The sequence below is a fragment of the Bradyrhizobium sp. NBAIM03 genome (genome assembly GCF_020194055.1).
GTDB classification, from domain to species: domain Bacteria; phylum Pseudomonadota; class Alphaproteobacteria; order Rhizobiales; family Xanthobacteraceae; genus Bradyrhizobium; species Bradyrhizobium yuanmingense.
Window position 1 is genome coordinate 284423 of record NZ_JADYVS010000008.1, and the last position, 26159, is coordinate 310581.

The 26159-nt window shown below is 65.2% G+C and carries 31 protein-coding genes, 3 tRNA genes and 2 pseudogenes; 15 read left to right on the forward strand and 21 right to left on the reverse strand.

Annotation, left to right across the window (positions count from 1 at the left end):
- Positions 1 to 50: 50 nt before the first annotated feature.
- The 5 genes from I6F21_RS15140 to I6F21_RS15160 all read right to left on the reverse strand — a co-directional run bounded on the left by I6F21_RS15140 (position 51) and on the right by I6F21_RS15160 (position 3410).
- Positions 51 to 878: a 3-keto-5-aminohexanoate cleavage protein gene (locus I6F21_RS15140; RefSeq protein ID WP_036027676.1), complete on the reverse strand. Its 828-nt coding sequence runs from the start codon at positions 876 to 878 to the stop codon at positions 51 to 53.
- Positions 879 to 1165: 287 nt separating this feature from the next.
- A complete protein-coding gene (locus I6F21_RS15145) occupies positions 1166 to 1336 on the reverse strand; it encodes a hypothetical protein (protein WP_167361681.1) in 171 nt (56 codons plus the stop codon).
- A 13-nt stretch (positions 1337 to 1349) separates the two neighbouring features.
- On the reverse strand, positions 1350 to 1565 hold the full coding sequence (locus tag I6F21_RS15150) for a hypothetical protein (RefSeq protein ID WP_036010879.1): 216 nt from the start codon (positions 1563 to 1565) through the stop codon (positions 1350 to 1352).
- A 61-nt stretch (positions 1566 to 1626) separates the two neighbouring features.
- On the reverse strand, positions 1627 to 2961 hold the full coding sequence (locus I6F21_RS15155; RefSeq protein WP_036027679.1) for a sorbosone dehydrogenase family protein: 1335 nt from the start codon (positions 2959 to 2961) through the stop codon (positions 1627 to 1629).
- Positions 2958 to 3410: a DUF2231 domain-containing protein gene (locus I6F21_RS15160; RefSeq protein WP_036027682.1), complete on the reverse strand. Its 453-nt coding sequence runs from the start codon at positions 3408 to 3410 to the stop codon at positions 2958 to 2960. Before I6F21_RS15160 ends, I6F21_RS15155 begins: the two co-directional genes overlap by 4 nt.
- A gap of 153 nt (positions 3411 to 3563) precedes the next feature.
- Here I6F21_RS15160 and I6F21_RS15165 point away from each other — a divergent pair, with 153 nt between their 5' ends.
- Positions 3564 to 4427: a formate/nitrite transporter family protein gene (locus I6F21_RS15165; RefSeq protein WP_036010870.1), complete on the forward strand. Its 864-nt coding sequence runs from the start codon at positions 3564 to 3566 to the stop codon at positions 4425 to 4427.
- Positions 4428 to 4562: 135 nt separating this feature from the next.
- On the opposite strand, the gene I6F21_RS15170 is transcribed toward I6F21_RS15165, so the two are convergent.
- The 3 genes and pseudogenes from I6F21_RS15170 to I6F21_RS15180 all read right to left on the reverse strand — a co-directional run.
- Positions 4563 to 4778, reverse strand: coding sequence for a hypothetical protein (locus tag I6F21_RS15170; protein ID WP_225139858.1), 216 nt, complete (start codon positions 4776 to 4778; stop codon positions 4563 to 4565).
- Between the two features lie 7 nt (positions 4779 to 4785).
- Positions 4786 to 4859, reverse strand: a tRNA-Gly gene (locus tag I6F21_RS15175).
- A 329-nt stretch (positions 4860 to 5188) separates the two neighbouring features.
- Positions 5189 to 6934: pseudogene (locus I6F21_RS15180) on the reverse strand (ATP-binding protein); the annotation flags it as partial.
- Between the two features lie 410 nt (positions 6935 to 7344).
- Here I6F21_RS15180 and I6F21_RS15185 point away from each other — a divergent pair.
- Entirely contained in the window at positions 7345 to 7515 is a 171-nt protein-coding gene (locus tag I6F21_RS15185; RefSeq protein WP_225183300.1) for a hypothetical protein, read from the forward strand.
- A gap of 11 nt (positions 7516 to 7526) precedes the next feature.
- On the opposite strand, the gene I6F21_RS15190 is transcribed toward I6F21_RS15185, so the two are convergent.
- The gene (locus I6F21_RS15190; RefSeq protein WP_225139856.1) at positions 7527 to 7688 is read right to left on the reverse strand and encodes a hypothetical protein; all 162 of its coding nucleotides are present in this window, start codon (positions 7686 to 7688) and stop codon (positions 7527 to 7529) included.
- Between the two features lie 125 nt (positions 7689 to 7813).
- The gene (locus I6F21_RS15195; RefSeq protein ID WP_225139855.1) at positions 7814 to 7999 is read right to left on the reverse strand and encodes a hypothetical protein; all 186 of its coding nucleotides are present in this window, start codon (positions 7997 to 7999) and stop codon (positions 7814 to 7816) included.
- A gap of 211 nt (positions 8000 to 8210) precedes the next feature.
- On the opposite strand from I6F21_RS15195, the gene I6F21_RS15200 reads away from it, so the two are divergent.
- A complete protein-coding gene (locus I6F21_RS15200; RefSeq protein ID WP_225183304.1) occupies positions 8211 to 8585 on the forward strand; it encodes a YciI family protein in 375 nt (124 codons plus the stop codon).
- On the opposite strand, the pseudogene I6F21_RS15205 reads toward I6F21_RS15200, so the two are convergent.
- Positions 8552 to 9138 (reverse strand): annotated as a pseudogene (locus tag I6F21_RS15205) (TMEM175 family protein). The gene I6F21_RS15200 and the pseudogene I6F21_RS15205 sit on opposite strands and share 34 nt — an antisense overlap.
- Positions 9139 to 9260: 122 nt before the next feature.
- Here I6F21_RS15205 and I6F21_RS15210 point away from each other — a divergent pair.
- The 3 genes from I6F21_RS15210 (at position 9261) to I6F21_RS15220 (ending at position 13482) form a co-directional block, all read left to right on the forward strand.
- Positions 9261 to 11318, forward strand: coding sequence for an ATP-dependent helicase (locus I6F21_RS15210; RefSeq protein ID WP_225139853.1), 2058 nt, complete (start codon positions 9261 to 9263; stop codon positions 11316 to 11318).
- A gap of 56 nt (positions 11319 to 11374) precedes the next feature.
- A complete protein-coding gene (locus I6F21_RS15215; RefSeq protein ID WP_225183301.1) occupies positions 11375 to 12355 on the forward strand; it encodes an NADPH:quinone oxidoreductase family protein in 981 nt (326 codons plus the stop codon).
- Between the two features lie 95 nt (positions 12356 to 12450).
- Complete coding sequence (locus I6F21_RS15220) at positions 12451 to 13482, forward strand: LLM class flavin-dependent oxidoreductase (RefSeq protein ID WP_225139851.1); 1032 nt, start codon at positions 12451 to 12453, stop codon at positions 13480 to 13482.
- A 126-nt stretch (positions 13483 to 13608) separates the two neighbouring features.
- Here the strand turns inward: I6F21_RS15220 and I6F21_RS15225 are convergent.
- Positions 13609 to 13694, reverse strand: a tRNA-Tyr gene (locus tag I6F21_RS15225).
- A gap of 207 nt (positions 13695 to 13901) precedes the next feature.
- Here I6F21_RS15225 and rlmB point away from each other — a divergent pair.
- Complete coding sequence (gene rlmB, locus I6F21_RS15230; RefSeq protein WP_036010853.1) at positions 13902 to 14732, forward strand: 23S rRNA (guanosine(2251)-2'-O)-methyltransferase RlmB; 831 nt, start codon at positions 13902 to 13904, stop codon at positions 14730 to 14732.
- Between the two features lie 262 nt (positions 14733 to 14994).
- Here rlmB and I6F21_RS15235 read toward each other — a convergent pair whose 3' ends face one another.
- Positions 14995 to 15507, reverse strand: a complete 513-nt coding sequence (locus tag I6F21_RS15235; protein WP_225139850.1) for a hypothetical protein — start codon at positions 15505 to 15507, stop codon at positions 14995 to 14997.
- A gap of 41 nt (positions 15508 to 15548) precedes the next feature.
- A complete protein-coding gene (locus I6F21_RS15240; RefSeq protein ID WP_109143325.1) occupies positions 15549 to 16031 on the reverse strand; it encodes a hypothetical protein in 483 nt (160 codons plus the stop codon).
- A gap of 283 nt (positions 16032 to 16314) precedes the next feature.
- Here I6F21_RS15240 and I6F21_RS15245 point away from each other — a divergent pair, with 283 nt between their 5' ends.
- Positions 16315 to 16809 carry a hypothetical protein gene (locus I6F21_RS15245; RefSeq protein ID WP_225132628.1) on the forward strand — a complete coding sequence of 165 codons (495 nt, stop codon included), beginning with the start codon at positions 16315 to 16317 and terminating at the stop codon, positions 16807 to 16809.
- Between the two features lie 169 nt (positions 16810 to 16978).
- Positions 16979 to 17053 (forward strand) — tRNA-Thr (locus tag I6F21_RS15250).
- Here I6F21_RS15250 and I6F21_RS15255 read toward each other — a convergent pair.
- The gene (locus I6F21_RS15255) at positions 17041 to 17760 is read right to left on the reverse strand and encodes a class I SAM-dependent methyltransferase (RefSeq protein ID WP_225139849.1); all 720 of its coding nucleotides are present in this window, start codon (positions 17758 to 17760) and stop codon (positions 17041 to 17043) included. The two genes, I6F21_RS15250 and I6F21_RS15255, sit on opposite strands and share 13 nt — an antisense overlap.
- A 57-nt stretch (positions 17761 to 17817) precedes the next feature.
- Between I6F21_RS15255 and I6F21_RS15260 the strand changes: the two genes are divergently transcribed.
- Positions 17818 to 17976, forward strand: coding sequence for a hypothetical protein (locus I6F21_RS15260; protein WP_225139848.1), 159 nt, complete (start codon positions 17818 to 17820; stop codon positions 17974 to 17976).
- 96 nt (positions 17977 to 18072) lie between these two features.
- Positions 18073 to 18276: a hypothetical protein gene (locus I6F21_RS15265; RefSeq protein WP_225139847.1), complete on the forward strand. Its 204-nt coding sequence runs from the start codon at positions 18073 to 18075 to the stop codon at positions 18274 to 18276.
- Positions 18277 to 18299: 23 nt separating this feature from the next.
- Here I6F21_RS15265 and I6F21_RS15270 read toward each other — a convergent pair whose 3' ends face one another.
- The gene (locus I6F21_RS15270; protein ID WP_167361680.1) at positions 18300 to 18464 is read right to left on the reverse strand and encodes a hypothetical protein; all 165 of its coding nucleotides are present in this window, start codon (positions 18462 to 18464) and stop codon (positions 18300 to 18302) included.
- Between the two features lie 99 nt (positions 18465 to 18563).
- On the opposite strand from I6F21_RS15270, the gene I6F21_RS15275 reads away from it, so the two are divergent.
- Together I6F21_RS15275 and I6F21_RS15280 are read left to right on the forward strand one after the other, a co-directional pair.
- Positions 18564 to 18932 (forward strand): hypothetical protein, encoded by a 369-nt coding sequence (locus I6F21_RS15275; RefSeq protein WP_225139846.1) that lies wholly within the window; start codon positions 18564 to 18566, stop codon positions 18930 to 18932.
- Between the two features lie 312 nt (positions 18933 to 19244).
- Positions 19245 to 19499 (forward strand): hypothetical protein, encoded by a 255-nt coding sequence (locus I6F21_RS15280; RefSeq protein WP_036010552.1) that lies wholly within the window; start codon positions 19245 to 19247, stop codon positions 19497 to 19499.
- Between the two features lie 27 nt (positions 19500 to 19526).
- Here I6F21_RS15280 and I6F21_RS15285 read toward each other — a convergent pair whose 3' ends face one another.
- From I6F21_RS15285 to I6F21_RS15300, 4 genes are all read right to left on the reverse strand, one after another.
- A complete protein-coding gene (locus I6F21_RS15285) occupies positions 19527 to 19769 on the reverse strand; it encodes a DUF6719 family protein (protein WP_036010549.1) in 243 nt (80 codons plus the stop codon).
- 312 nt (positions 19770 to 20081) lie between these two features.
- Positions 20082 to 20786, reverse strand: a complete 705-nt coding sequence (locus tag I6F21_RS15290) for an outer membrane protein (RefSeq protein ID WP_036010580.1) — start codon at positions 20784 to 20786, stop codon at positions 20082 to 20084.
- Between the two features lie 261 nt (positions 20787 to 21047).
- A complete protein-coding gene (locus tag I6F21_RS15295; RefSeq protein ID WP_036010577.1) occupies positions 21048 to 21443 on the reverse strand; it encodes a hypothetical protein in 396 nt (131 codons plus the stop codon).
- A 230-nt stretch (positions 21444 to 21673) separates the two neighbouring features.
- Positions 21674 to 22093: a hypothetical protein gene (locus tag I6F21_RS15300; RefSeq protein WP_225139845.1), complete on the reverse strand. Its 420-nt coding sequence runs from the start codon at positions 22091 to 22093 to the stop codon at positions 21674 to 21676.
- Between the two features lie 248 nt (positions 22094 to 22341).
- Between I6F21_RS15300 and I6F21_RS15305 the strand changes: the two genes are divergently transcribed.
- Together I6F21_RS15305 and I6F21_RS15310 are read left to right on the forward strand one after the other, a co-directional pair.
- Complete coding sequence (locus I6F21_RS15305) at positions 22342 to 22884, forward strand: tetratricopeptide repeat protein (RefSeq protein ID WP_036010542.1); 543 nt, start codon at positions 22342 to 22344, stop codon at positions 22882 to 22884.
- Positions 22885 to 23006: 122 nt separating this feature from the next.
- On the forward strand, positions 23007 to 24395 hold the full coding sequence (locus I6F21_RS15310) for a serine hydrolase domain-containing protein (RefSeq protein WP_225139844.1): 1389 nt from the start codon (positions 23007 to 23009) through the stop codon (positions 24393 to 24395).
- Here I6F21_RS15310 and I6F21_RS15315 read toward each other — a convergent pair.
- Positions 24382 to 25950 carry a peptidase S10 gene (locus I6F21_RS15315; protein ID WP_225139843.1) on the reverse strand — a complete coding sequence of 523 codons (1569 nt, stop codon included), beginning with the start codon at positions 25948 to 25950 and terminating at the stop codon, positions 24382 to 24384. The genes I6F21_RS15310 and I6F21_RS15315 overlap by 14 nt on opposite strands.
- Positions 25951 to 26159: the final 209 nt, after the last annotated feature.

Below are 26159 nucleotides of genomic sequence, written 5' to 3' on the forward strand. Positions count from 1 at the left end.
CGCCGAATGGCAGGCGGCAGCCGGGAGCATGTGAGGACGAGGAAGTCGCCCTACCCTGCCATGGCGAGTAGCGATCGCGCCTCAGTCGCGGTCGCAACGCGCCGGCCGTGGCGCGCGACCGCCTCGCAGGCCAGGGTCACGAGCTCGGCGTTGCTGGCAGCGAGGCGCGTCTTGTCGATGCGGATATTGTCCTCGAGCCCGGTGCGGACCGCGTCCGCCCCTCGGGCGAGCGCCCACCCCATGACCTCGGCCTGATGGCGGCCGATTCCGGCTGCGGTCCAGGTTGCCTTCGGGATCAGCCGCCTGAGCTCGCCCAGGAGAATGTCGAGCACATGCTCGTCCGCCGGCATCGCGTTCTTAACGCCCATGACGAACTGCACGTGCGGACGCGCGTCGATGAGGCCCGCATCGATCAGGCGGCGGGCGCCATGCAGATGCGACAGATCGAAGATCTCGATTTCCGGCCGGATGCCGTTCGTCTTCATGCTAGTGGCGAGCGTCTCGACCAGCGCGGCGCTGTTCTCGTAGACGATGGTCGGAAAGTTCACCGATCCCGTGGAGAGCGAGGCCATGTCGGGCTTGAGGTAGAGCGCCGATCCGCGCGCCGAGGGATCACGGCCACGCCCGCCGGTCGAGAACTGGACGATCATATCAGGACAATGCTTTTTGATCCCCTCCTGCACCTGGGCAAAACGCTCGGGATCGGAGGACGGCGTCTCGTCGTCGTTGCGGACGTGGATATGCGCAAGCGTGGCGCCCGCCTCGAAGGCCTGGTGCGTCGATTCGATCTGCTCCGAGGGCAGGATCGGCACCGCCGGATTGTCCTTCTTGCGCGGAACGGAGCCGGTGATGGCGACGGCAATGACAGCGGGGTTCATCCAGCGACCTCATGATCTTTGCGCTCGCGCGCATAACGTTCGGCCAGTCTTGCTACAAGTGAAACCCTGTCGCCGCAACATTCGTCGATCGCAGCGACAGGGCCTTTTCGTCCGAATCAGGTCGGAAGTGCGGTCGCCCGGCCTGCTGTAGCCGTGCGGCTGGCGGCGGCGCGCGCGATGACCTCGAGGCGACTACCTCGATTCAAAGGCCGCTACGGAAATGACGGAGGAGTGCCGCCCGCCGCGGGCGATTGATCGTCTGGTCGGTTGGCCGCAGCGGAGCCCCCTCACGCGGTGTGGCCGGGATCCACGTGCTTCGGCGTCTTCTTCTCGCGCTGCGGCGTCATCTTGGCCGGATCCGGCGCGCCCGGCACGCCGCGCGGGCCGAGCTGGTCGCGCTGGATGTCGTCCTCGGAGCGGGATGGCTCGACGCCGTTGGGCTCACGGGGCTTGGTCATCGCGTCTTCCTTCTCAAGCGTTGTCCCGGACGCCGAGCGCGTTGCCTCCCGCCTCGCGGCCGGGCACGCTGACCTGAACTTCATGTCCCTCACGCAGCGCGAGGGATGCGGCGGCGACTGCGGACTCGAACGCGGCTTCCTTGGTGGCGTAGGTGTTCTTGACGTCGCCGTCGTGCAGCACGCCCCATTCGTCCCGCACCGGCACGATGGCATATTGCGCAAGGCCCATTGTCCAAACTCCTGGCTCTAGATCTCAGAAAAAAGGTCTGCACGACAACGCGCCTGCGCGCTTAACGTTGCGTCAGCTGCGGATGGGTCGCGCTCACTCGCCAGACCGTGTTGCCGCTGTCGTCCGCAACCAGAAGCGCGCCGGTCTTGTCGATGGCAACACCAACGGGGCGGCCGCGCGCCTTATTGTCGCTGTTGAGGAACCCGGTGACGACGTCCTGCGGCGGGCCGCTCGGCTTGCCGTCTTTGAACGGCACGAACACGACCTTGTAGCCGCTCAGCACCTGCCTGTTCCAACTGCCGTGCTCGCCAACGAAGGCGCCGCCGCGATAGGCGGCCGGCAGGCTGGTGCCGGTGTTGAAGGCGAGCCCGAGCGGGGCGACATGCGAGCTCAGCGCATAATCCGGCACGATCGCCCTGGCGACGAGATCCGGCCGCTCCGGCTTGACGCGGGGATCGACGTGCTGGCCGAAATAGCTGTAGGGCCAGCCGTAGAAGCCGCCGTCCTTCACCGAGGTCATGTAATCAGGCACGAGATCGGGACCGAGCTCGTCGCGCTCGTTGACCACCGTCCACAATGCGCCGGTCTGCGGCTCGAAGCTAAGGCCGTTGGGATTGCGCAGGCCGCTTGCGAACACGCGCCAGCGGCCGCTGGCGCGATCGACCTCGAGGATGGCGGCGCGATTGTGCTCGGCCTCCATGCCCCTCTCGGCGGCGTTGCTGTTGGAGCCGACGCCGGCGTAGAGCTTCGAGCCGTCGGGGCTGGCGACCAGGCTCTTGGTCCAGTGATGGTTGATCGGACCGCCCGGCAGCGGCGTCAGCACCGTGCCCGGCGCGGTGATCTTCGTGTCCCCTTCGGTGTAGGGATATCTGACGATGGCGTCGGTGTTGGCGACATAGAGATAGTTGCCGACCAGCGCGACGCCGAACGGCGAGTTGAGATGGTCGAGGAAGATGCTTTGCGTCTCCGGCACGCCATCCCCGTTGCTGTCGCGCAGCAGCGTGATGCGGTTGCTCGCGCCGCTGTCGCCGCCGGAGGTCGCCCAGGACTGGATGACGCCCATCACGAGTTCCTTGGGCCGCTTGATCGGAGCGCCTTTCGGCGCCTTGGATTCCACCACCAGCACGTCGCCATTGGGGAGAACGTAGAGCGAGCGCGGGTGCTGCAGGCCGGTGGCGAAGGCCTTGGCCTGCAGGCCCTGCGCGACCGTCGGCGTCTCGTCCTTCTTCCAGCCGACGATGCGGGCAATGTGGACCGGCGGCAGCAGATATTGCTGGATTTCGGGAAGTGCCGGATTGGCGCCGACCTGCGCCTTGGGATCGCCGCTGCCGTCATTGCAGCCGGCCAGCCCCAGCAGCGACGCGCACAACAGCGCGCGGATCATCGCAGATATCATCGTGCAACTCCCACGCCGTGGCGATAGACGAGAGCCCAGCCGAGCCACCCCGTGATCGGCAGGATCAGCACTGTGAGCGCGGACAAGGCGAGCCCGCTCGGCCACACGGAAGTCCAGCCATCGCGCATGTGGATCATCAGATTGACGATCGAAAGGATCAGCACCACGGCATTGCCGATCAGATGCGGCCAGGCCGGCGCCTGCGCCCGCACCAGCCGATTGCCGAGGAAGTCGATCAGGCCCGCGATCGCCGCCAGCACGCCGAAGACGATTCCGGCGAGCAGCAGCCAGGCCGAAAAATTCGCCCACATGATCTCGGCACTGGCGACATAGGCGATGTCGGTCAGCAGCGCCCCGACGAAACACGTGATCGGGATCGGCACCAGCATCGGATGAATCGGATGACCCGCGATCTGCGCGGTGGAACGCACGCGCACGTCGTATTGCACGGTTGGCCTCGTGACTTTCACCCTTGCCCCCACGGCGAACTCCTGCTCATGACGAAGGTTCCTCCGCGTGCTGCACCGCGCCTGCACCGCGCAAGGGGAACTGAATGGGACATCCGGAAGTCTTGACTGGATCAGCCTTTCGGAGACCGCAGCGTGGATCAGTCTGGCGACGGCGCCTCATTCAACCCAGCATCCAAGCTCGACGGCGTGTCGCGGCGCCAGACCAGGCAGATCGAATCCCAGAGCAGGCCAAGCGCCGCGCTGATCCATGAGACGATCCGCGCCGAAGGCGAGCAGGAGCTGGAGCGGCGATGGTGGGCCATCGTGCTGTCCGGTTTTGCCGCCGGCCTTTCGATAAGCCTGTCGCTAATCGTTCAGGGCGAGTTGCATGCGCTGATCTCGGATGAGGCGACCCGCCGCCTGGTTGCTCCGCTCGGCTACACCGTCGGCTTCCTGGTCGTCGTGCTGGGACGACAACAGCTCTTTACCGAGAACACGCTGACACCGATCCTGCCGCTGTTGCACAACAGGGATCTCGGCACCTTGGCAAGCGTGCTCAAGCTCTGGATCCTGGTTCTCGCCTCGAATATCGCAGGGACCTGGGCGGCCGCCTCCGTGCTCGCTCGCACCAGCATCTTCGAACCTCGCATCGTGGACGCCTTCATCGATCTCAGCCGGCCGACGATCGAGGGGACGTTCTCGAGCACCTTCGTCAGGGCCATCTTCGCCGGCTGGCTGATCGCCTCGATGGCCTGGCTTCTTCCGGCTGCCAAAGGCTCGCGCGCACACATCATCGTAGTGATGACCTATGTGGTCGCACTCGGCCAGTTCTTGCACATCGTCGCGGGTTCGATCGAGTGCGCCTTTCTGGTGCAGAGCGGCCTGGCCTCGTTCAGCCAATATGCCTCCGACTTCTTCATACCCACGCTACTCGGCAATATTATCGGCGGAACGACCCTGGTTGCGCTGCTGAACTACGGACAGGTCGCCGCCGAAATCGATAACCACAGGGGATAGAGCCTGCACGAAGCGGCTGCTTTGGACAGGAACGATAGCGCAGAGCTGGGTTTGCCCTAGCAATCAACGCGGTCAAGCAGGATCATTCATGAGCATCGAGAGCAAGAGCCCATTCGACAGGAACCGGCCGAAGGATCACGCGACATCATTGATCGCGAACTTCAGCGCGGCGACGAGGCCGACAAGAACAAGGTCGATCATCTCCCCGGCGTGAAGGTCAGCGGACAGCCTCAAGGCGGCGCGCTCGATCGCGCACGGAAGGAACGCGAGCGAAGGGACGAGGAATAGCTGATCGGCCGTCAAGCCACGGGCGGCTATCGAGGAAACGCCCTGCTGGGATATCGCGTCCAACAGGTTCTGGAGCGGGTGAAGGGAATCGAACCCTCGTATTCAGCTTGGAAGGCTGCTGCTCTACCATTGAGCTACACCCGCGTTACGGGCTCCCTAACACGGCCGGGCTGCGGTCTCAACTGCCCAGGAGGTCGCTTTCCGGCGTCTTCGGCGGCCTTGCGAACCACCCGGGTTCCTGCGGACCCGCCGCCCCTTAACAGCGGCGGGATCGCCGCCTATATTGAAGACTTCCGAAACCAACGAAAGGAGGTGATCCAGTGTCTTATCTCAAGCGCTGTCACCTCGCTGGGATCGCCCGCTAAGCTTCGAGTAGGGCTTGGCATCGGGGCGCTCTCAGCCCTGGACCAGCGAGCAAGAAATCGGGCGCGACGGGGCTTCCCCGCCGCGCCTTTTTCGTCTGTCGCCGCGGCTCAGGCGGGCGGCTCGCCGGCAAGCACCTCGCGAATCTTCTGCGACAGCTCCGCCTTGCGGTATGGCTTGAACAGCAGCGCCACGCCGGGATCGAGATGTCCGTCGTGGACGATGGTGTTGTCGGTATAGCCGGAGGTGTAGAGCACCCTCACGCCCGGCCGGCGGAGCCTGACGGCTTCGGCCAATTCATGCCCGTTCATGCCGCCGGGCATGATGATGTCCGTGAACAGCAGATCGAATCGGGCACCCTGGTCGACCAGCGCCAGCGCGGACGCGCCGTCGCTCGCAGCGAGCGTGCGGTAGCCGAGGCCGCCGAGTTGCGCGATGACATAGCCCTGGACCAGCGGATCGTCCTCCACCACGAGTACCGTCTCCCGCCCGCGCGCCGTGGCGGGCGCTTGAACCGGCGCCGTCCTGGCCACCGCCTCGCCCTTTGCCCGCGGCAGGAACAGCCGCATCACGGTGCCGCGCCCCTCCTCGCTTTCGATCGCAACAGTGCCGCCGCTCTGGCGGGCAAAGCCGTAGACCATGCTCAGCCCCAGACCGGTGCCGCGGCCGACCCCCTTGGTCGTGAAGAACGGCTCGAAAACACGCTCGCGGATATCGGCCGGAATGCCGTGACCGGTGTCGCCGACTGCAACCATCACGAAGGCGCCGCGCACGCCCTCACCAGCGGTCCCCGTGCCGTCGAGCTCGCGGTTCGCGGTTTCGAGGGTGAGCTTGCCGCCGCCCGGCATCGCGTCGCGCGCATTGACGGCGAGGTTGACGATCGCGGAGGACAGCTGCGACGGATCCACCATCGCGGACCAGGCCTCGTCGGCGAGCCGCGTCTCGATCTCGATTTGCTCGCCGAGCATCGGCCTCAGCAGCTTCGCGGTCTCGACCACGAGCGCGTTGACGTCGATCTCGCGCGGCTCCAGCGGCTGGCGGCGCGCGAAGGTCAGGAGTTGCGAGGTGATCTCCGCTCCGCGCGCGGCCGCATCATCGATCAATTGCGCGATCGCGGCCAGCTCGGGCTTGTCCGCAAGCCCCTCCTGGATGATCTCGATCGTACCGGTGATAACCGTGAGCACGTTGTTGAAATCGTGCGCCACGCCGCCTGTGAGCTGGCCGATCGCGTCCATCTTCTGGGACTGACGCAGCCGCTCCTCGATCTCGTGCTGCGCGGTGAGGTCGGTCGCGGAGCCGCGGTAGCCGAGGAAGCGTCCATCGTCGTCGAAAACCGGCTTGCCGTTGACGCTGAAATGATGCATCCGCCCGCGCGTGTCGCGTCCGCGATACTCGAATTTGCGGAACGGCTCGTGACGGTCCAGCGTCGCCAGATGCGCGCGCCATTTCTCGGCCTCGGTATCCCGATCGAGCGCAGTATCGATGCGACGCGTGCCGATCCGCACTTTGGGATCCATGCCGAAGGCAATCACCCGGTCAGAGAGATAGGTGAAGCAGTGGTCCGGCCCGGTTTCCCAGAACCAGTCGGACGCGGTTTCGGCATAGTCGCGGAAACGCTCTTCGCTCGCCCGCGCCTCCGCTTCGGCGCGCCGGCGGATGGTCAAATCGCGCTCGAGATTGGCATTGGCCTCGCGCAGCTCGCCATAGGCCTGCTGGAGGTTCGCGCACATCGCGTTGAAAGCCTCGATCACCTTGTCCAGCTCGTCGGCATCGGAGGGCGGCCGGCGCTCCAGGCGTAACGGCGGTGGGGGCCGGGTCAGGCTGTATTTGCTGACGTACTCGGCGATGGCCGCAAGCGTCTCGATGTCGGTCAGACCAGGCTTCGCCGCCGTCGGCGCGATGGCGTGGCTGCGCTTGGCGTCCTCGTCAGCTGCGTTGGCCATGCACCATGTTCCCGAAATGGCGGCTCGCTGCTGCGGTCGAGCGGTTGCAGTCTCGAGCAATCCGTGGGCTGAGACGCGCCCGTCTCGTCACCCGATGCAAGCGACGTCCCGTCGGCCCGCGAGCTCGAAGTCGGCAAGTCACGTCTTCCGCCCCCGCAGCGGCACTGCTGGGCAAATTATCACTGCTCGTGCTAAAATGTCATCGGTGAAAGTCCGGTATGGCTCGCGGGACGAGCGCGCAATGATCGTTGCGACCGGGTGTGCAGGCGCCAACTTTGGCGGCTAGCCGTCGCCTGCCTGTCGCTGCTCGCCACTGACCTGCGTTGGCGCAGGACACGATCCGGCTGGCGCGCATCGCCTGCAACCACTACCTGCATGAACGTCATCGCGATCTGGTGCCTGAGGTCGGCAAGGTCATCGCTCAGATGCAGGCGAGCGGCGAGCTGGCCTCGCTGCGCGAGGTGCTGGTCAAGCAGGTCTTGAGCGGGCAATGACGAATGCGGCGTCAGCCGGCGCGAAGCCGCTCGCGCAGCGCGACGGCGGCGATCAGCATGCCGACGCACCAGGCCACGACCGCGCGGTGCGGCTCCTCGCCGAGCAGCACCGTGACCAGAACATGATCCGGAAAAGTGTGTAGCGGTTTTCCGAAAAGATCATGCTCAAACATAACCTCTGGTCAGAAGGCACGGGACGATGGCCTTGGAGGTCCGGCTCATCAGCGCGAGCAGGAACGGCATCGCCGATCGATATCTGCAGAACGTCCATTTCGAACGCCGGCCTTGCCGCAAGGCTTCAGAACCCGAAGAAGTTGAACGCGCGCCGCCGTTTGCCGCGTCGGCTTTCGACGATCCGCTCGCCGCCGTTCTCGGCCGAGCTGCCGTAATAGCGGTGATGGCCGGCCTGGTCGTGCAGATCGGCCGGCTCCGACTGCTCCGTCCGCCGCGCGTCGCAGATGATCTTGATGGTTTGACCCGACATTGCCGCCTCCAGCAAAGAACTTGTTGTTTATGGTCCATCAGTCGCGACCAGTTCCGGCGGCGTTCACATGGGCAAGGACGCAATCGGGTTTCAGGACGGTTTCGCCGCTTGCGGGCCACGCAATATTTTGCTTCGGAAGTGTCGGCACGGGCCGCCGTGCCACGTCCTCAGGACTTGCGCAGAAACAAAAGCAGAAAAGAACGAGGTGACGATGCTGTACTCCATCCTGGCCTATCACGTGGAAGACGAGGTCCTGTCCTGGACACCGGAGCAGGATGCCGCGGTCGTCGCCAAGGTCATCGAGGTTCAGGCGCCGCTGCGGGCCAGCGGGCAGTTTGGTCCGGCGGCCCGGCTGGATGAGACCCGCAAGGCCCGGACCTTGCGCGGCCCCGGCGCGGGAATGGTGCTGGACGGGCCGTTTGCCGAGACCAAGGAGCAGCTTCTCGGCTTCCACTTGATGCAATGCGCCACCGAGGAGGAAGCGATCGAAGCGGCGCGGAAGCTGCGCGCGGTCAATCCGACGGCGGTGTACGAGATCCGCCCGGTCAAGCTTTACGTGCCGGCCGATGGGTTCGGCGCGACATAGAAGCGCTGGATCAGGAGGCCGCCAAAGGCAAAACACCAGACGTAGGGCGCGATATGCGGCGCAAACGCCGCAACGATGGTGCCCGGGATGAACACGGCGACCGGAAACAGCGAAGCCATGATCTCGCGGCTCCAGCCGCGCAGGATGGTCCACCGGCATTGAGGCCGCCGATCGTGGTCAGGTGCAGGCCGTAGAGCACCGCCACCGCGCTGCTCATGGCGTAGTTGGTGTAGAGCCCGTTGGTGACCGGCAGCAGCACGATCGAGAGCAGGAAGAAAAGGTTGAGGACCACCATGCCACGGCTGCCGACGGGCTGACGTGCCAGCCGGCGGTGATGGCTGATCCAGAACACCCCGGCGATGATGAAGCTGAGCGCGAAGCCGGCAAGCTTGCCGGAATACACCCGGGCGAGATCGTTCCAGTCGGGCGCGCCACTGAACACTGCCGCCTTCGGCAAATCGTAAGCCAGCAGCGTCATGGCGACGCCGAAAATGGTGTTGCTGAGCGACTCCAGCCGCCGCATCTCGAATTGTTCGGGTTTGAGCTCGGTCATCTCGCCATGGGGTGCTGGAACCAAAGGGCTGTCTTCCCCCTAAATCCTAATTCCAGTTCCGTCCAGCCGCATTGCGATTCGCGCCGGGATCGCCGAGTCTCATCCTTTCACCGGGGCGATTCGTGGCGACATATCTGGACACGCTCAATGCGGAGCAGCGCCGCGCCGTCGAGCATGGCGTGGCCGACGGCGCAATCGTGGGCGGCCCCCTGCTCGTCATCGCCGGTGCCGGCTCCGGCAAGACCAACACGCTCGCCCACCGCGTCGCGCATCTGATCGTCGCAGGCGCCGATCCCCGCCGCATCCTGCTGATGACGTTCTCCCGACGCGCGGCGGCGGAGATGGCCGGCCGGGTCGAGCGCATCGCGCGCAAGGTGCTGGGCGAGAACAACGCCGCAATCATGCGCGATGCGCTGACCTGGGCCGGCACCTTCCACGGCATCGGCGCGCGGCTGTTGCGCGAATATGCCGAGCGGATCGGGGTCGATCCCGCCTTCACCATCCATGACCGCGAGGATTCTGCCGACCTGATGAACCTGGTCCGGCACGAGCGCGGCCTGTCGAAGACCGAGAGCCGCTTTCCGGCCAAGGGCACCTGCCTGTCGATCTATTCCCGCTGCGTCAATGCCGAGATGGAGATCGAGAAGGTGCTCGCCCAGCATTTTCCCTGGTGCGCGGGCTGGGCCGCCGAGCTGAAGGGTCTGTTCGCCGCCTATGTCGAGGCCAAGCAGGCCCAGCACGTGCTCGATTACGACGATCTGCTGCTGTATTGGTCGCAGATGATGGGCGATGCGCTGATCGCTCAGGAGATCGGCGGCCGCTTCGACCACGTGCTGGTCGACGAATATCAGGACACCAACCGTCTGCAATCCTCGATCCTCTTGGCGCTCAAGCCCGACGGCCGCGGCCTCACCGTGGTCGGCGACGACGCGCAGTCGATCTATTCGTTTCGCGCCGCCACCGTGCGCAACATCCTGGACTTTCCGCAGAGCTTCTCGCCGCGCGCGGAGATGATCACGCTCGACCGCAATTACCGCTCGACGCAGGCGGTGCTGTCGGCGGCGAACGGCGTGATCGGCCTCGCCCGCGAGCGCTTCACCAAGAACCTCTGGACCGACCGCACCTCAGGTCAGAAGCCGCAGCTCGTCACCGTGCACGACGAGGCCGACCAGGCGCGCTACATCGTCGAGGCGGTGCTGGCGAACCGCGAGCAAGGCGCGCTGCTCAAGCACCAGGCGGTGCTGTTCCGGACGTCCTCGCATTCGGGTCCGCTGGAGATCGAGCTGACCCGCCGCAACATCCCCTTCGTCAAGTTCGGCGGCCTGAAATTCCTGGATGCCGCGCATGTCAAGGACGTGCTGGCCGTGTTGCGCTTCGCCGAGAATCCGCGCGACCGCGTCGCCGGCTTTCGCATCCTGCACCTGCTGCCGGGTATCGGGCCTGCGACCGCACAGCGCGTGCTGGACCAGATGGCGGAGAGCACCGACCCGCTTGCCGCGCTCGGCCGGCTGCCGGGGCCGGCGCGCACCGGCGAGGACTGGACCTGTTTCGTCCGCACGGTCGAAAACCTGCGCTATTCGGAATGGCCCGTCGACCTCGAACGGGTGCGGCTCTGGTACGAGCCGCATCTCGATCGCATGCACGAGGATGCCGAGACGCGCCGCGCCGATCTGATGCAGCTCGAGCAGATCGCGAGCGGCTATGCCTCTCGCGAGAAATTCCTGACCGAGCTCACGCTCGATCCGCCGGATGCGACCAGCGACAAATCAGGGCCACCCCTGCGCGACGAGGATTACCTGATCCTCTCCACCATCCACTCCGCCAAGGGCCAGGAGTGGAAATCGGTGTTCGTGCTCAACGTCGTCGACGGCTGCATGCCGTCCGATCTCGGCGCCGGCACCAGCGCCGAGCTCGAGGAGGAGCGCCGCCTGCTTTATGTCGCGATGACCCGCGCCAAGGACGATCTCCACCTCGTCGTGCCGCAGCGCTTCTTCGTGCACGGCCAGGCCGCCAGGGGCGACCGCCACGTCTACGCCTCGCGCACCCGCTTCATCCCGGAGCAATTGGTCTACCTGTTCGAGCGCACCGCCTGGCCGAAGGCAGCAAGCGGTGCCGCGCGCACCGCGGCGCAGGGGCCGAAGATCGACATCGGGGCGCGGATGCGGGGGATGTGGCGGTAGACACAAGAGGCTAGTGTCGAGACCTGTCAGGATAACTGGAACAACAGAGGTCCGACATGAAAGCCGTTGTCGTCGAGCAATACGCCCCCATCGATCAGATCGAGCTGAAGGACGTACCGCCTCCGTCCATGGAGGCGGGACAGCTGCGCATCCGGGTGGAAGCTGCCGGGATTGGCTTCGTCGACGGGCTGAAGATCGAGGGACGCTACCAGACCAAGGACCCCCTGCCCTTCATTCCCGGGACGGAGTTCGCGGGGGTGGTGACGGACGCGCCCGGCGCACCGGGCGGTTACCAACCCGGCATGCGCGTGATGGGCATGACGCGATCGGGCGCACTGGCCGAAGAGATCGTCGTTAGGCCTGAAGCGGTCCATCCCCTGCCGGATGGCGTCGCAGCCGAGGTCGCCGCCTCGTTTCGCGCCAATTACCTGACGGCCCTTTATGCGCTGGGCGCGCGCGCTTCGCTGGCCGCAGGCGAGCAGCTTCTCGTGCTGGGTGCCGCCGGCGGCACTGGGATTGCGGCCGTCCAGATCGGAAAGCTGCTCGGCGCCCGCGTGATCGCAGCGGCGTCGACGCCGGACAAGCGTGAGTTCGCGCAGGCGCATGGCGCCGATGCAGTGATCGATTATACGCAGGCCGGCTGGCGTGACACGCTCAAGGACTTGACGGCAGGACACGGCGCCGACGTGATCTTCGACCCCGTTGGCGGCGAGATCTCGGTGCAGGCCTTTCGCTCCATCGCCTGGCGCGGCCGTCATCTCGTGGTCGGCTTTGCCGCCGGCACCATCCCCGCGCTGCCGTTCAATCTACCGCTGCTGAAAGGCGGCGCTCTGCTCGGCGTCGATCTTGCGCAGATTCCAACGCGCGAGCCCGATGTGCAGAAGCGCCTGATGTCACAATTGACGGACTGGCTTGCCGATGGCCAGTTGAAGCCCGTGGTCGGCCAAGTCTTCGCCTTCGAGGATTTCCGCGCGGCATTCAAGACGATGCAGACGCGCGCTGCGCTCGGCAAGATGGTGGTGCGCATCGGGCGATAAGATCCACAAACGGAAACCGAGCATTTCCGCACGTGCGCTTGTGACCGGGCTGCGGTCCCTTAGATGTGGCCGATCCTCCCACAGAGACTTGATCGATGACCGCACCGCTCGAATTCGGACTGGATACCTTTGGCGACGTCACAAGAGATGCGTCCGGCGACATGATTCCGCATGCGCAGGTGATCCGCAACGTGGTCGACGAAGCGGTGCTGGCGGACGAGCTCGGTCTCGATTTCATCGGTCTCGGCGAGCATCACCGCGCCGATTTCGCGATCTCCTCGCCGGAGACCGTGCTCGCGGCGATCGCATCGCGCACCAGGCGCATCCATCTCGGCTCGGCCGTGACGGTGCTGTCTTCGGACGATCCCATCCGCGTGTTCCAGCGCTTTGCCACGCTGGATGCGGTCTCGAACGGACGCGCCGAGGTGATCCTCGGCCGCGGCTCGTTCACCGAATCCTTCCCGCTGTTCGGCTTCGACCTGCGCAAATATGAGGAGCTGTTCGAGGAGAAGCTCGATCTGTTCGCCGCGCTCTTGTCGCAGCAGCCGGTCACCTGGCAAGGCAAGCTGCGTCCGCCGCTGAAAGATCAGCTGGTCTATCCGCCGGTCGAGAACGGCAAGCTGAAAACCTGGATCGGCGTCGGCGGCAGTCCGCAATCGGTGGTGCGCGCCGCGCATTACGATCTGCCCTTGATGCTGGCGATCATCGGCGGCGATCCAGCGCGCTTTGCGCCCTATGTCGAGCTCTATCATCGGGCCTTCAGGGAGTTCGGTCGCCCGGCCCAGCCGATCGGCGTGCATTCGCCGGGCTACGTCGCCGAGACCGACGCGCAGGCGCGCGAGGAGCTCTGGCCCGACTACAAGGCGATGCGCGACCGCATCGGCAAGGAGCGCGGCTGGCCCCCGATGGGACGCGACGAGTTCGTCCATGAGGCCGAGCACGGCTCGCTCTATGTCGGCGCGCCGGAAACGGTGGCGCGCAAGATCGCGAAGACCGCAAAGGCGCTCGGGCTTTCGCGGTTTCAGTTGAAGTATTCGGCGGGGCCATTGCCGCACGAGAAGCTGATGCGGAGCATCGAGCTCTACGGGCGGAAGGTGGTGCCGATGGTGCGGGAGATGATGGGGTAAGCGTGCTTTCGAGACCGTCTCGGTCCGCCTACGCCCTGCGGCTACGGCGCGACAGCCTTCGCTCACTTCGCGCCACGAACACTTATGCTGGCCCGCCTAGCCGTAGCTCGCGAAGCGAGCGAAGGCTGGTGGGGGAGGCAGGACTCGAACCTGCGAAGCCATGAGGCGGCTGATTTACAGTCAGCTCCCTTTGCCACTCGGGACACTCCCCCGCTCGACGGCAGCACAATCGGGCCGGACCTTGCCGGCGGACCGAAGACGGCCATGGAACGTGAAGGCCGCGGCAACCCGTATCGGGGCGCGACCGGGCGCGTTTATGGGCGAAGCGGTGGGGCAAAGTCAACCGAGGCAAGCAGCTAAAATCGCCCTCGAAGCCACTCAAATTGCCATATTGGGGTCCCCGTGACACAAGCGAGCCCATGAAGGACAAAAAATTCGCCCCGAGGGGCCCCCGCAGGGGGGCTAAGCCCTTCAACAAACCAGGGAAATCGACCGGCCGGCCGGCTTGGCGCGAACGCGATTCGCACCCCGACGGGCCCGTCATTCTCTATGGCTGGCACACCGTCACGATGGCCCTCGCCAACCCGCAGCGGCGGATCCGCAAGCTGACGCTAACCGAGAACGCCGCGCGGCGGCTGGCGGACGAAAACATCGCGACCCGCATCGCGCCCGAGATCGTCCGTCCCCAGGAGATCGACCGCCTGCTCTCGCCCGACGCCGTGCATCAGGGCCTGCTCGCCGAGGCCGATCCCCTGCCCTCGCCGGACATCGAGACGCTCAAGCAGGAAGGCATGGTGCTGGTGCTCGACCAGATCACCGATCCGCACAATGTCGGCGCCATTCTGCGCTCTGCAGCGGCCTTCGCGGTGAAGGCGATCGTGACCACCGCGCGTCACAGCCCCGAGGCGACGGGCGTGCTCGCCAAGGCCGCCTCCGGCGCGCTGGAGCTTGTGCCTGTCGTCACGGTGCAAAATCTCGCCCGCGCCTTAACGGCGTTGAACGAGCGCGGCTTCCAGACCGTCGGTCTCGACAGCGAAGGTACCGAGGACCTCTCGAACGTCACACTGCGCGAGCCGCTCGCGCTGGTGCTCGGCGCCGAAGGCAAAGGCTTGCGGCAATTGACGCGCGAGACCTGCAGCGTCGTGGCGCGGCTCGACATGCCCGGCGAGATCAAGAGCCTCAACGTCTCAAATGCGGCCGTACTCTCGCTCTATGTCGGCGCGAGCCGGCTGGGGCTGATGAAGCGCTAGCGCTTTAGGCGCCGCGCATATCCGGACGATGCTAGACTACGCCTGTTTTGCCCGACGGATCAATCGAAGTCTCTGTTTTTCCGAAATTTGGAGTTCGAACAGTGAGCTAATGAGCGATGCTCGCTCATCTCGGGCACATTGCGCTTCAAGTCCTTGATTTCACTGTTCCCGGCTACTGTGCATGGGGTTGTTTTGAAGAGAAAGCAAAACGCCCGTCCGCATCACGCGAACGGGCGCTTCGCAAATCTCAACCGATCAGAGATCAGTAATAGCGGCGCAGCACGCGGTGACCGCCATAATAGCGCGGCGCATGGCGGTGGGCGTAGCCGTAGCGGTGAGCATGGCCGTAGTGAACGCGCGGCAGATAGCCGTAGCGGGGACCGTAGCCGTAGCGATAGGGACGGAAGTACGGGCGGCGATAGGGATAAGCGGCCGGCGGCGCGACCGCAGCGGCACGATAGCCATAGCCATAGCCGTAATTGGCGGGCGCGACGACCGCGTCCTCGCGATAGGTCGGGTACGGCGCGAAGGCGCCCGGACCGGTATAGGTCGGACCCTGGTTGACGTAATAATACTGCGTGGTCGGCTCGGCGAGACGCTCATAGGCGCCGTAGCCGTAGCCATAGCCATAACCATATCCGCCGCATCCGGTGTTGCAGCCGGTATAGACCGGCGCCACCGGCGCGCATGTGGTGAAACCGCAGGCCGCGGCCGGCGCGGTGGCGGCGAACATCACGGCAGTTGCCGCGACCAGTCCCGAAATCATTTGACGCATTACTCTCTCCTGTTGATTTCCGTTTTTGGTTTTCACGTTTCTCAACCCGGCGGCCTGCCGGGTATCTCTGTGCGCGGCCGCGGCCGCGGGGGCCGAGGACGGTCGTTGATCTCGGGCGCGTAGATCACCGGCGGCGGATCGACGGGCGGATCCATCTGCGCCGGCAGCGGCGCGGACGAGGCACCCCAGCTCTGGTGGTAGCTCTCGGCGGGCTTGGGCAATTTGCGGTTCGCCGGCGGCTCGACCTCGAGCCGGCCGTAGCCTGGCCGCAGGCCCAGCGTCGGATAATAATGGCCGACGTTATCGGGCTGCCGCTCGGCGATATAGCGTCCGCCATAGATCGTGGGCTGCACCTGCTGGCCCTTGCCGAGGCCCCAGGTGCCCTCGACGACGGCATAGGACGCATCGATGTTGTTGATGATTACAGGCACGCCGGGACGGCCGGGAACGACGATCTCGAAGCCGGCTGCAAACGCGGTTGCAGGCAGTCCGATCAGAAAGGCGGCGAGCGCCACGGCACGCATGAGGAGACCCCGGTTATCCGGGCGCAACCTAACCGATCGCGACGCAGAGAGAGTTAAGGCCTGCTCACCAAATTCCGGTAAGCCTAACGTGCAAGGATTGCGCGCCGCTCAAATGCTGCACGGCGAGCTAGCGAAGCGTTAACGGCGCGGAACCGCGCGGCTGGAACAACGCATGCTGCTCACATCGGTTTGACGGCTCGCCTCCGAAAAATCCCAAGGTTGCATCGGAACGTCCTGCGCCGTCAGCGTTTAGCTCCTGTCCACAAAATGGGAGCGAACAACCATGACCATCAAGCTTCTCGGGGCCACGGCGATCGCAGCGACCATGCTGGCAGGCTCTGCCATGGCGCAGACCGTCGTCACCAATCAGGGCCGCTGCTCGGCGCAATTCCCGAACGCCAATTGCCAGACCTTCGGACCGGGACAGGCCACCACCGAGAGCGGCTATCGCCATCGCCGCGCGGCCTATCGTCAGGCCAACCGCGACTGGAATAACGACTGGAACAGGAGCCCCACCGGCTTCTGGCCGACCGACGTTGCGGCGGGCGCTGTCGGGACGGCGGCCGGCGTCGCCGGCGCCGCGATCGGCACCGCCGGTGCGATTGCCACCGCACCATTCCGCGGCTGGGACAATTCCTACGCCTACGACAATTCGTGGGACCGTGGCTGGGACAATCGTAGCTGGGACAGGCGCACCTATGCCCAGCGCAACGGTTTCGTCTGTACGCCCGGCACTTACTTCAAGGGCGCAGACGGCCGCCGGCAGCTCTGCCAGTAAGCCGGCTTGAGCCGAACGCGACACATCGGGCGGCCCGCGCGGCCGCCCGCTTCACGTCCTGCGACGACGACCTCCCGGTTCTGGCACTTTCCGATCAAGTCTGGTATTGCGGCGCGCACGGGTAGACGGCCCCGGCGCGAGCCGAGCTCTGCCCTGCCTCTTGAGGCATGCCGGCTTAGCTCAGCGGTAGAGCAGCGGTTTTGTAAACCGAAGGTCGGGGGTTCAATCCCCTCAGCCGGCACCAGCTTCTGACGCGCAACTGTTCTCCGGCAATCCATCCATCCGCCAGAGGCCGAGGCTCTTGTCGCGCCAGCCGCCATTGCCCTCCTCGCAACGCTCGTTGATCAGCGCCTGCGGTGCCGGCCAGCCGAACGGCGGCTTCTCCATGTTGAGCGCGCGCCAGTCGCCATCCTCGCAATCGTGATTGTCTTGCCACTCCGGAAAGGTCGTGACGAGCAGGAAGCGCGCGCCGCTCATCCGAAATTGCGCGAGCGCGCGATAGATGTTCGCAAAGCTCAGATGCACCAGGCAATCCCGGCAGAGAATGACGTCGGCGTGCGGCAGCGCATCGCGCGTAATGTCAGCGACGAGAAACCGACCGGACGAACCGTCGGCTGCGACACGCCGGCGGTTTGCATCGATCAGCGACGGTACGATGTCGATGCCGGTGTAATCGACATCGAGCTTGAGCTGGCCGATCCAACCTGCATCGCCGCAGGGCGCATCGAGCAGCGAGCGAACGCCGAGCCGTAGCAGCAATGCAGGCAGCGCCTCCTGGATTGCGGCTGTGGCGACATCCTCCGAGCCGAGGCCGGACACCGAAGTGGCCGCGCCCCAGAGGTTGGTCCGCTCGATCCGCGCGAACCGCGCGGCGAGATCCAGCCCTGAGAAATTGTCACGGTCGGCAACGAAGCCTTCGTGCGCAAGCACGGGAGGACGATCGGCGGTCATTGGGCGAGCCTTTTGCGGCGCGGGTACAACTATACAATCCCGCCGAACTGTTCGAAATTGCCTGGCAGCGAACCTACGCGCGCCATTCGTCTCGTCGAGACCATGCGCTCCACCACGCCCAAAGAGAAGGCCAAGATAGTCGCCGGCGCGGTGACGGCCGTCGTCACGACGGCCATGCTGTTCGTGCTCGCGCTCGGCGTGGTGCTGGCGCCCTAGGCGAGCTCCCGTTTTCGCATCGAAAATCGCCGGCCCGGAACCGGCTCCGGCGCCAGCCGTTGTCAGCGCATGCGGATCCGGGAAGAAAACCGAAACATGATTCTGCTGGCGACGGTGACGCTGTGCTGTATCGCCGTGGCCGGGACGTTGGCGCTGTTCGAGCCGGCGCCTGTACGGACGCCCGATAAGCTGGTCGCCGATAGGGCCGTGATCGAGCCCACTCCGCGCACGCCAGCTCAGATCCCGGTTCGGGTGGTCGGCGCGCCGTTCGAGCCCAACGTCAATCCGCGCGAGCGGTAGCGCTCACCTCGACGAGGTCTTGCTTACCTCGGCGAGGCCTTGGCGCCCTCCTCGGGTCGGCCGTGGACACGCGCCAATTCCTCGACAAACGCGATCACCTCCGCCCGCTTGTCGGGCGGCAGCGTCAGGAACGCGCGGATGAGCCTCAGGCCCTCCGCCTCGTTCGGTCTTTCTTTCGATGCATCCATCTGCCCAGTGTCGGGCTACCGGGAAAAATATGCAACCCTTGCAAACAGCCTTGATTCGAAGCAGCCGCTTTGCTGGAATACGCGCGGCTGAGGTGGATCATGAAATGGATCAGGGAGCGCGACGCACTGATCGCGCAGACGCTGGCTTTCGTCCAATCGGTGACCGGCAGGAAGGATGATATCCTTCAGCCGGAGGCGCCCGCATCTGGCCCGGCCGTCGCGATGGAGATCGTCACCGTGGAGGCGGTCACCGTCGAGATCGAACCGCCGCAAGCCCCCCTTCCGCCGCGGCCCGCGCCTCTGCCGACGCGGACGAGCGGCGAATTCCGTGCCGAGATGCAGGCCCGCATCGCCAATTTCCGCAAGCACCAGGAGCGCTTCGAGCGCGAACGTGAGGAATATTGTGCGGCGACCCTGACCAAATTGCGTGCAGCCATCCGCGACGCCTCAGGTCCGCCGGCCGAATAAGGCCCGGCCAGGGCCCTACAGCCAGGACCCTACAACCACGACCAGACCAGCCAGAGATTGGCCGCGCAGGCGCCGAACAGCGCCAGCGTGAGCGGCAGGAGCATGTGCCCGCAGGATGTGTTCAGGTCGCTCGTCATGGCCGAAAACATCCGCTGATTCCGGCCGAAGAGTCCCAGGGATTCTTTTTTCCGGGATTCAGGACTCGTTAAGGACTCAAGGGCCGTCCACGACGATCACGGGCGCGTGATCGGGCGGGTGGCCGGAACCCTCCCCCCGTAAGCTCGTTAACGGGCATTCCTGGAGTCGGGATGCATGCCCTACGCCCTCTTCTGCAATGACGCCCAAATCAGCAAGTCCTATCCGAGCGAGGCCGACGTCTGGAAGCTCGCCGAGCGGAGTGGTCTCGTCGTGGACGTGACGGCGGACGACGAGCGGCCGGGACCGCGCCGGGTGCTCGACAATGATTACAAGATCGAGCCGTGCCAGGCGGCTCAAGGCGAGGACCCCGCCAAGAACAAGGCGGAGGCCGATCGGCAGTCCAGAATGGAGCTCGAGCTGAATTCCTGAGTTCCGGCACGGAGCCGGAGCGAAAGCTCAGGGGGTGGCCGCCACAAGCGAGGCTTGCTCGCCCGGCATCGTTACGCAGGCCTTGCGGCGGTGCAGCCCGCGGATGGCGCCGGTGACCTTCATGACCTTGCCCGACGGACATGAAGCGTCCTTGACGAAGGCAACTTCGTACGGTGCCAACATCAGAGGCTCGGATCTGAGGATTGTCTGTGCAGAGCACGGCAGGCAGCCGAAGAACGAGAGCACCACTGCCGACACCAAGATACGCATGTCCGTCGTCCCACCTGCCCGGTAATTGTCATATAACGCGTTCCGGAGCGCGAGTTCCGTAAACCGCAAAAATTATTTTTGCTTTACGCCAGCCCCATGACGCGCGTGAGAAGGCGCGCCAGCATCGTTTGCAAGCAAATGACGCGCCAAATGGTTCACGGAATGCAAAGAAAGCAGGCGCCGGAGGCGGCAGGCCGGCAAACGAAAGGCCGGCGGAGCCGGCCTTTGTCAGGTCTTGGATGTTCAGGTCTTGGATGTTCAGGTCTTGGATCTTCAGGTCTTGGATCTTCAGATCTTGGGTCGGCGCTGACGTCAGTACCGCGAGGCGGCCGGGCCGCCCCAGCCGAAGCGATAGTTCACCCCGGCCTTGACGGTATGCTCGTCCTCCCGGCCACGAACGCCGACGATGTCAGCCGGGCCGGAGGTGAAGGTCGTGCTGCCGAAATTGTAATATTGATACTCGGCCTTGGCCGACCAGTTCGGCGCGAACATGTATTCGAGGCCGGCGCCGACCGTATAGCCGTCCTTGTTGTTGCCGGTGGTGGTGAAGGCCTGCGGCACCCCGGCGATGTTCACGCCAAGGCCGTTATTCCGCCAGGCATAACCGCCCTTGGCGTAAAGCAGCGTCGGTCCCCAGGTGTAACCGATGCGACCGGTCACCGACCCGATCTGGTCGGTGTTGGATGTCACCTGCGTGCCCAGCGGGAAGATGGCGCCATTGTTGTTGGTCGGCAGCCAGGAATACTGGGCCTCGATACCCACCACCCAGTTGGGCGCGAACTGGTAGTCGAAGCCGCCCTGCACGCCGCCCAGGAAACGCGCGTCGCTCGACTGGAAGCTGTTGTCGCCGGCAAACGCGCCGCCGAGATGGCCACCGATATAGAAACCGGTCCAGTTATAGATCACCTGCGGCGGCGTGACCGGAGCCTTGGTATAGGCGCGCGGCTGCATGTCGGCCGCTGCGGCCGGCGCAACCAGCGCCAGCAGAGCTGCTGCACCCAGCAAGATCGACTTCATGATCATCCCCGTTCTTTCATTACGACACTCGGGAAACAACGTGGCGTGAATTGGGTTGCTTCGCGGCAATGCCGGAACGTTGATCGTTCGTGACTGTGACGGCGTGGCAACAACACGAATTTGTTCCGTCAATTCGGCTGCGCAAGGCCGCCGCCACGATTTGTCGCAAGACGAAACCACCCCGTTCAAAGCTCGCCGAAATGTGATCCAGCGGCTCCGGCTCCTTCTGTCTAACACCGGGCGATAAAGGCTGCCTTTGCGCTACCGCGTCATCTTTTCCAGTTCCGGAAACGGTGCGTAAACCGCACCGGCGCAGAGATCGCTGGTCTGGTCGACCACGCGGTCCGCCCGGCCGTTGACGAAGATCACGGCCCGCTCGCGCATGCCCTTGTAGCTCCCATCCGTCTCGCGCGGGGTGAAGTGCAGGCAGCTCACATAGAACTGCCGGCCGCCGACCTCGCGCTGTACCGGCTCGGCCATGGCGGCATTGCGCACGCCGACCGGATTGTTGAGGTAGGCCCGCATCAACGCCACCGTGTCGTTCCGGAAATTGTCGGGAAACGGCTGCGGCCCGCCGGCCTGGGTCCCGCCCATGAAAGTCGGACGGTCACTGTCGCTGCCGAAACATGCCGCAAGCGCCAGCGGCAACGCCAGGATCACCGCACATCTCGCCAATCGCCCCACAGGCCCCGCTCTCCGCTCGAACAGATCAGGAGACGTTCTAGCCCCAAGCCGGGATGAAGGGAATTCGCTTGCAGCGGCGCAAACAGCGCACCGGCCAGCCGCCGACATCTCGGGCTTCCGCCCGAGGCGTGGCAACGGGCCGGGCCTGACGTCCGCGCGCGGCGGCGGGCAATGCCAGGGATGCCGCCGCGCGCGATCAGTCGTCAGTTGCGCTTGTCAGACGTCGCGGGCTTGGTCACATCCGGCTGCGCCTTCTGCGACTCCTTGGCCGTGACCTGCTTGTCGTGATGGCGATGCTTGCTCACGCTCTTGTGCTGGTCGGTGGTGACCGCGGCATTGGCGTCCATTGCCTTCGACTTGCCATCCACCTTGGCGTCCGTCTTGACATCGGAAGCCTTCGCGTCCGTCGTCTTCACGTCCGTCTTGGCGTCCGTCTTGGCGTCGGTCTTGGCGTCGGCCTTGACGCCGGCTTCCGGTTTTGCGGCAGCGGTCGCCGCCTTGGTCTGGCTCTGGTCGGCCTTGATCACCGGCGCGGCTGTGGTGGTCTTGCCGGCCTCGGCGGCGAACGCCGGGGCTGCGATCACGGAGGTTGCGAGCAAAGCTGCAGAAATGGTCTTCAACATGGTGGTCTCCTCTTGGAAGGATCATCAGGCGGCGCCCTCTCGCCCCCATCGATCGTGGGAAGGAACATAAGCGGGGTGCACTGAACCCAATCTGAAGCCCCTTGCAGGCTTCCGTTCATCTCGATGACACGTTTGTCATCCACGGCCGGGCGAATAGATCGTGCGACGCGGGAATGTTTTTGCCCGAGAGGTGTTCCGGTCTTCGGGCAATCGTGTAGGATCGCCACGTTCCATACCGGAGAACTTAGATGCGCAAACTCTCAATGCTCGTTGTGCCGGGACTCGTCGCTATGACACTGGCGGCCGCGCCGGTGCTGTCCAGCGCGTATGCCGCCGCCGGCGACGACCCTTCGTCGCCGCCGAAATCGGACACCTCGACCAAGAAGGGCAAGAAGAAGAGCTCTTCCGTCAGCGACCCCAAATTCCTCGCGGCCTACCGCACCGCCTACGCCGCGATCTACGACAAGCACGATTACAGGGGCGCGATCGACCAGCTGAAGTCGCTCAAGCGCAACGACGTCGCGGACGTCGCCAACCTGATCGGCTACTCCTATCGCAAGCTCGGCGACTACCAGTCGTCGAAGGCCTATTATGAGCTGGCGCTGAAGGACGATCCGAACCACGTCCGCACCTGGCAATATTACGGCCTCTGGCAGCTCGAGCAGGGCAACCGCGAGCAGGCGCAATACCACCTCGACAAGATCGCCTCGCTCGCCGGCACCGGCAGCTCGGAATATCGCTCGCTGGCCGAAGCGCTCGACAAGCCGACCGGCGCGACGCTCGTCTACTGAAGGCATAGACTGGAGACATCGCATCTCCGAACGACGCAAACGGGCACAACCTTTCAGGTTGTGCCCGTTCTGCTTTCTCGGCTAGCCTTTCGCACCGACCTCCCTCGCAAACCGGTAGCGCAATGGACACGTGGCTGCGATCCGCGATCGACTACATCGGCTCCTGGATCGAATACCAGCTGACGACGATCCAGCAGCCGGGCGTCATCGTGGCTTTCGCCCATCGCGGCGAGGTCGTCGCCGAGCATGCGTTCGGCCTCGCCAATCTCGACACCGGCGAGAAGCTCACCCCGCGCCATCGCTTCCGCATCGCCTCGCACTCCAAGAGCTTCACCTCGGCCGGCATCATGAAGCTGCGCGAGCGGGGCAAGCTCCGGCTCGACGACCATGTCGGCCGATATGTCGGCGGCCTCGATCCGCGCGTCGCCGAGACCACGATCGCGCAAGTGCTATCGCACAGCGCGGGGCTGACGCGCGACGGCGCCGATTCCGGCCAGTTCATCGACAGCCGCCCCTATCTCGATGCCAAGGAGCTGCTTGCAGAATTGAAGCTGCCGACCGCGATCGACCCCGGCACACGCTTCAAATATTCCAATCACGGCTTTGGCCTGCTCGGCCTCGTGATCGAAGCTGTTGCGAAGGAGCCCTACTCCGTCTGGATCAAGCGCGAGATCATTGCGCCGGCCGGCCTGCGCGAGACCGAACCGGACGCACCGCTTCCCAAGGGCGCAGCCTTCGCGCGCGGCCACACGCGAAGAGTGCCGTTTGGCGAGCGCTGCGTGATCCCCGGCGACAATCCCGCACATGCAATGGCATCTGCCGCAGGCTTCGTCGCCACCTCCGCCGACACCGCACGCTTCTTCGCGCAGCTGGCGCCCAACGCGAAGGAGAGCGTGCTGTCGGTCGCGAGCCGCCGTGAGATGACGCGAAATCATTGGCGCATCCCGCAGAGCGTCGAGGCCTATTACGGCTTGGGAGTCAATGCCGGCAAGACCGACGGCTGGGACTGGTTCGGCCATGGCGGCGGTTTCCAGGGCTATATCTCGCGGACCTGCTCCATTCCCGCTTGCGAGCTTGCAATCAGCATCCTCAGCAACTCGATCGACGGCGCGGCGCCGTTCTGGATGGACGGCGCGATGCAGATCCTGCGCGTCTTCCAGACCCGCGGCGCCCCCGACCGGCGCGTGCGCGACTGGACCGGGCGCTGGTGGACGATCTGGGGTGCGACCGATCTCGTCCCCGCCGGCGACCGCGTGCTCGTCGCCAACCCGCAGTTCAACAACCCGTTCATGGATGCCGCCGAAATCGAAGTGACCGGCCGCGACACCGGCAAGCTCGCCTGGGCTGCCGGCTATTCCAGCCACGGCGAGCCGGTGCGCCGGGTCCGTGACAAGCGCGGCAAGGTCAGCGACATCTGGATTGCCGGCGCGAACGTGAAGCCAAAAAAAGTCGTCGCACGCGAGATCGCGCGCCGGTATCCGCCGCGCAAGCGCCGGCCTACTCCCGAATGAGCGCCTCGACCTCGCTTCGGAACGCCTGCCGCGATCCGTCGCGCGAATAGAACATGTGGCCGCCGGGATAGACCACGAACTTCACGCGCTGCGTCACGAAGGCCGGTAACTGGTCGAGCACCCGCCTCGTTGCGAAATAGGGCGTGGCGAGATCGAACAGGCCGTGCGTGACCAGCACGTTCAGCTTCGCATCGGTGGCGAGGATCTGGCGCAGCTCGGAGACCGATTGCGGCGGGTTGATGCCGCGGCCGAAATCCCATTGCCCTTCGACAGCACCGTTCAGGACTTCATATGAGCCGCCGGGCCGCCAGTTGAGCTTGCGCGAGAGCACGTCGACCGCGGCGCTCGTCAGCGGTGCCTGGAGCGCATCGCCGGAGGGATCGCCGAAGCGCGAGCTGCTCGAGTCCGGATAGGGATCGAAGCCGCGCACCGAGGCATCGTAGCGTCCGGTCACCTTGCCGTTCTTGCGGTCGAATTCGCGGCGGAATTCACCGACGTCGAAGCGGCCGGCGAGGCGGCGGCTCACCGCCTGGTCGATGCCGGTGAGTTCGGCGACCTTGTCGGCCAGACGCGTCGTTGCCTCCTTGTCCGCCTCGCCCCTGACGAGATCGGTCAGGAATTCGCCGCGCGCGTAAGCCTCGACGTCGGCGAGGTCGGCGCGCTTGACCGGACGTTTGGCTTCGCGCGCCACCGCGACATAGCTCGGCAAGGTCGCGACATATTGCAGGAGGCTCGTGCCGGTGAACTCGCGGAAATCCAGGAGCGGCGAGACCAGGATCAAGCCCCTGACGCCGACGCCGTGCTGGAGCTGCAACTGGCGCAAGACCTTGGGGCCGCGAATGCCGCCATAGCTTTCGCCGGCGACGTATTTCGGCGAAGTCAGCCGCTCGTGCTTTTCGAGCCAGCGGCGGATCACGAGCGCGATCGAGTTGGCGTCGCCATCGACGGAGTAGAACGATTTGCGGGCATCCTCGCCGCTCGCCACGAAGCGGCTGTAGCCGGTGCTGACGGGGTCGATGAAGACGAGATCGGTGAAGTCGAGCCAGGTCTCCGCGTTCGGCTTCACCTCGGGCGAGGCCGACGGCGACAGGGCCTCGCCATCGAGCGGCAACCGCCACGGCCCGGCCGCGCCGAACTGAAGCCAGGCCGAGGACGCACCGGGCCCGCCGTTGAACAGGAACGTCACCGGACGCGTGGCGCGCTCGGCACCGTCGAGCTGGTAGGACGTATAGGCGATGTCGGCCAACGGCTCGCCTTTGCCATCGAACACGCGGATCGACCCGGCGGTGGCCGTGAAGTTGAGGGTCCGGCCGGGCAGATCGAGCGTCTGTTTCGTGGTCGAATCCGGCGGCAGACGGTGCGGCTCGGCCGCGGACGACGACGTCTGCGGCGCGCCTTGTGCGCCACCGCCGCGGCCCCCCTTCTGTCCGGCCGGCGCGGCCGCCTCGGAGCGCGGCTGCGGCGCATCATCTGCGTGTGCAAGGCCGACGAACGCGAAAGCCGACACCGCCAACACCAGGCCCGCACGGCGGAGCGCCGGCAAAGTCGTGACCATGATCGTCCTCCGTGTCCGGCCGTGATCGCCGGCAGTCAGAAAGGTAGCGCCAAATTGCGACGGTTTGGGGAATCATTGGCAGTGCGAACCCTGAAGCGGCCGGCCGGGTTCAAATTGCCCGGTTCGGTGCTTAAGTCCGGTTGGATCGTCCCCGTTAGCTTTGGTGGGCGGTCATCCTCGACAATACGGGCCTACCTCGTATAGACGAG

Excerpts from the sequence above, each read along its gene's own strand:
- I6F21_RS15140 (WP_036027676.1), bottom strand. The coding sequence starts at position 878 with ATGAACCCCGCTGTCATTGCCGTCGCCATCACCGGCTCCGTTCCGCGC.
- I6F21_RS15145 (WP_167361681.1), bottom strand. The coding sequence starts at position 1,336 with ATGACCAAGCCCCGTGAGCCCAACGGCGTCGAGCCATCCCGCTCCGAG.
- I6F21_RS15150 (WP_036010879.1), bottom strand. The coding sequence starts at position 1,565 with ATGGGCCTTGCGCAATATGCCATCGTGCCGGTGCGGGACGAATGGGGC.
- I6F21_RS15155 (WP_036027679.1), bottom strand. The coding sequence starts at position 2,961 with ATGATATCTGCGATGATCCGCGCGCTGTTGTGCGCGTCGCTGCTGGGG.
- I6F21_RS15190 (WP_225139856.1), bottom strand. The coding sequence starts at position 7,688 with ATGTTTGAGCATGATCTTTTCGGAAAACCGCTACACACTTTTCCGGAT.
- I6F21_RS15195 (WP_225139855.1), bottom strand. The coding sequence starts at position 7,999 with ATGTCGGGTCAAACCATCAAGATCATCTGCGACGCGCGGCGGACGGAG.
- I6F21_RS15200 (WP_225183304.1), top strand. The coding sequence starts at position 8,211 with ATGCTGTACTCCATCCTGGCCTATCACGTGGAAGACGAGGTCCTGTCC.
- I6F21_RS15215 (WP_225183301.1), top strand. The coding sequence starts at position 11,375 with ATGAAAGCCGTTGTCGTCGAGCAATACGCCCCCATCGATCAGATCGAG.
- I6F21_RS15220 (WP_225139851.1), top strand. The coding sequence starts at position 12,451 with ATGACCGCACCGCTCGAATTCGGACTGGATACCTTTGGCGACGTCACA.
- rlmB (WP_036010853.1), top strand. The coding sequence starts at position 13,902 with ATGAAGGACAAAAAATTCGCCCCGAGGGGCCCCCGCAGGGGGGCTAAG.
- I6F21_RS15235 (WP_225139850.1), bottom strand. The coding sequence starts at position 15,507 with ATGCGTCAAATGATTTCGGGACTGGTCGCGGCAACTGCCGTGATGTTC.
- I6F21_RS15240 (WP_109143325.1), bottom strand. The coding sequence starts at position 16,031 with ATGCGTGCCGTGGCGCTCGCCGCCTTTCTGATCGGACTGCCTGCAACC.
- I6F21_RS15245 (WP_225132628.1), top strand. The coding sequence starts at position 16,315 with ATGACCATCAAGCTTCTCGGGGCCACGGCGATCGCAGCGACCATGCTG.
- I6F21_RS15255 (WP_225139849.1), bottom strand. The coding sequence starts at position 17,760 with ATGACCGCCGATCGTCCTCCCGTGCTTGCGCACGAAGGCTTCGTTGCC.
- I6F21_RS15265 (WP_225139847.1), top strand. The coding sequence starts at position 18,073 with ATGATTCTGCTGGCGACGGTGACGCTGTGCTGTATCGCCGTGGCCGGG.
- I6F21_RS15270 (WP_167361680.1), bottom strand. The coding sequence starts at position 18,464 with ATGGATGCATCGAAAGAAAGACCGAACGAGGCGGAGGGCCTGAGGCTC.
- I6F21_RS15275 (WP_225139846.1), top strand. The coding sequence starts at position 18,564 with ATGAAATGGATCAGGGAGCGCGACGCACTGATCGCGCAGACGCTGGCT.
- I6F21_RS15280 (WP_036010552.1), top strand. The coding sequence starts at position 19,245 with ATGCCCTACGCCCTCTTCTGCAATGACGCCCAAATCAGCAAGTCCTAT.
- I6F21_RS15285 (WP_036010549.1), bottom strand. The coding sequence starts at position 19,769 with ATGCGTATCTTGGTGTCGGCAGTGGTGCTCTCGTTCTTCGGCTGCCTG.
- I6F21_RS15290 (WP_036010580.1), bottom strand. The coding sequence starts at position 20,786 with ATGAAGTCGATCTTGCTGGGTGCAGCAGCTCTGCTGGCGCTGGTTGCG.
- I6F21_RS15300 (WP_225139845.1), bottom strand. The coding sequence starts at position 22,093 with ATGTTGAAGACCATTTCTGCAGCTTTGCTCGCAACCTCCGTGATCGCA.
- I6F21_RS15305 (WP_036010542.1), top strand. The coding sequence starts at position 22,342 with ATGCGCAAACTCTCAATGCTCGTTGTGCCGGGACTCGTCGCTATGACA.
- I6F21_RS15310 (WP_225139844.1), top strand. The coding sequence starts at position 23,007 with ATGGACACGTGGCTGCGATCCGCGATCGACTACATCGGCTCCTGGATC.
- I6F21_RS15315 (WP_225139843.1), bottom strand. The coding sequence starts at position 25,950 with ATGGTCACGACTTTGCCGGCGCTCCGCCGTGCGGGCCTGGTGTTGGCG.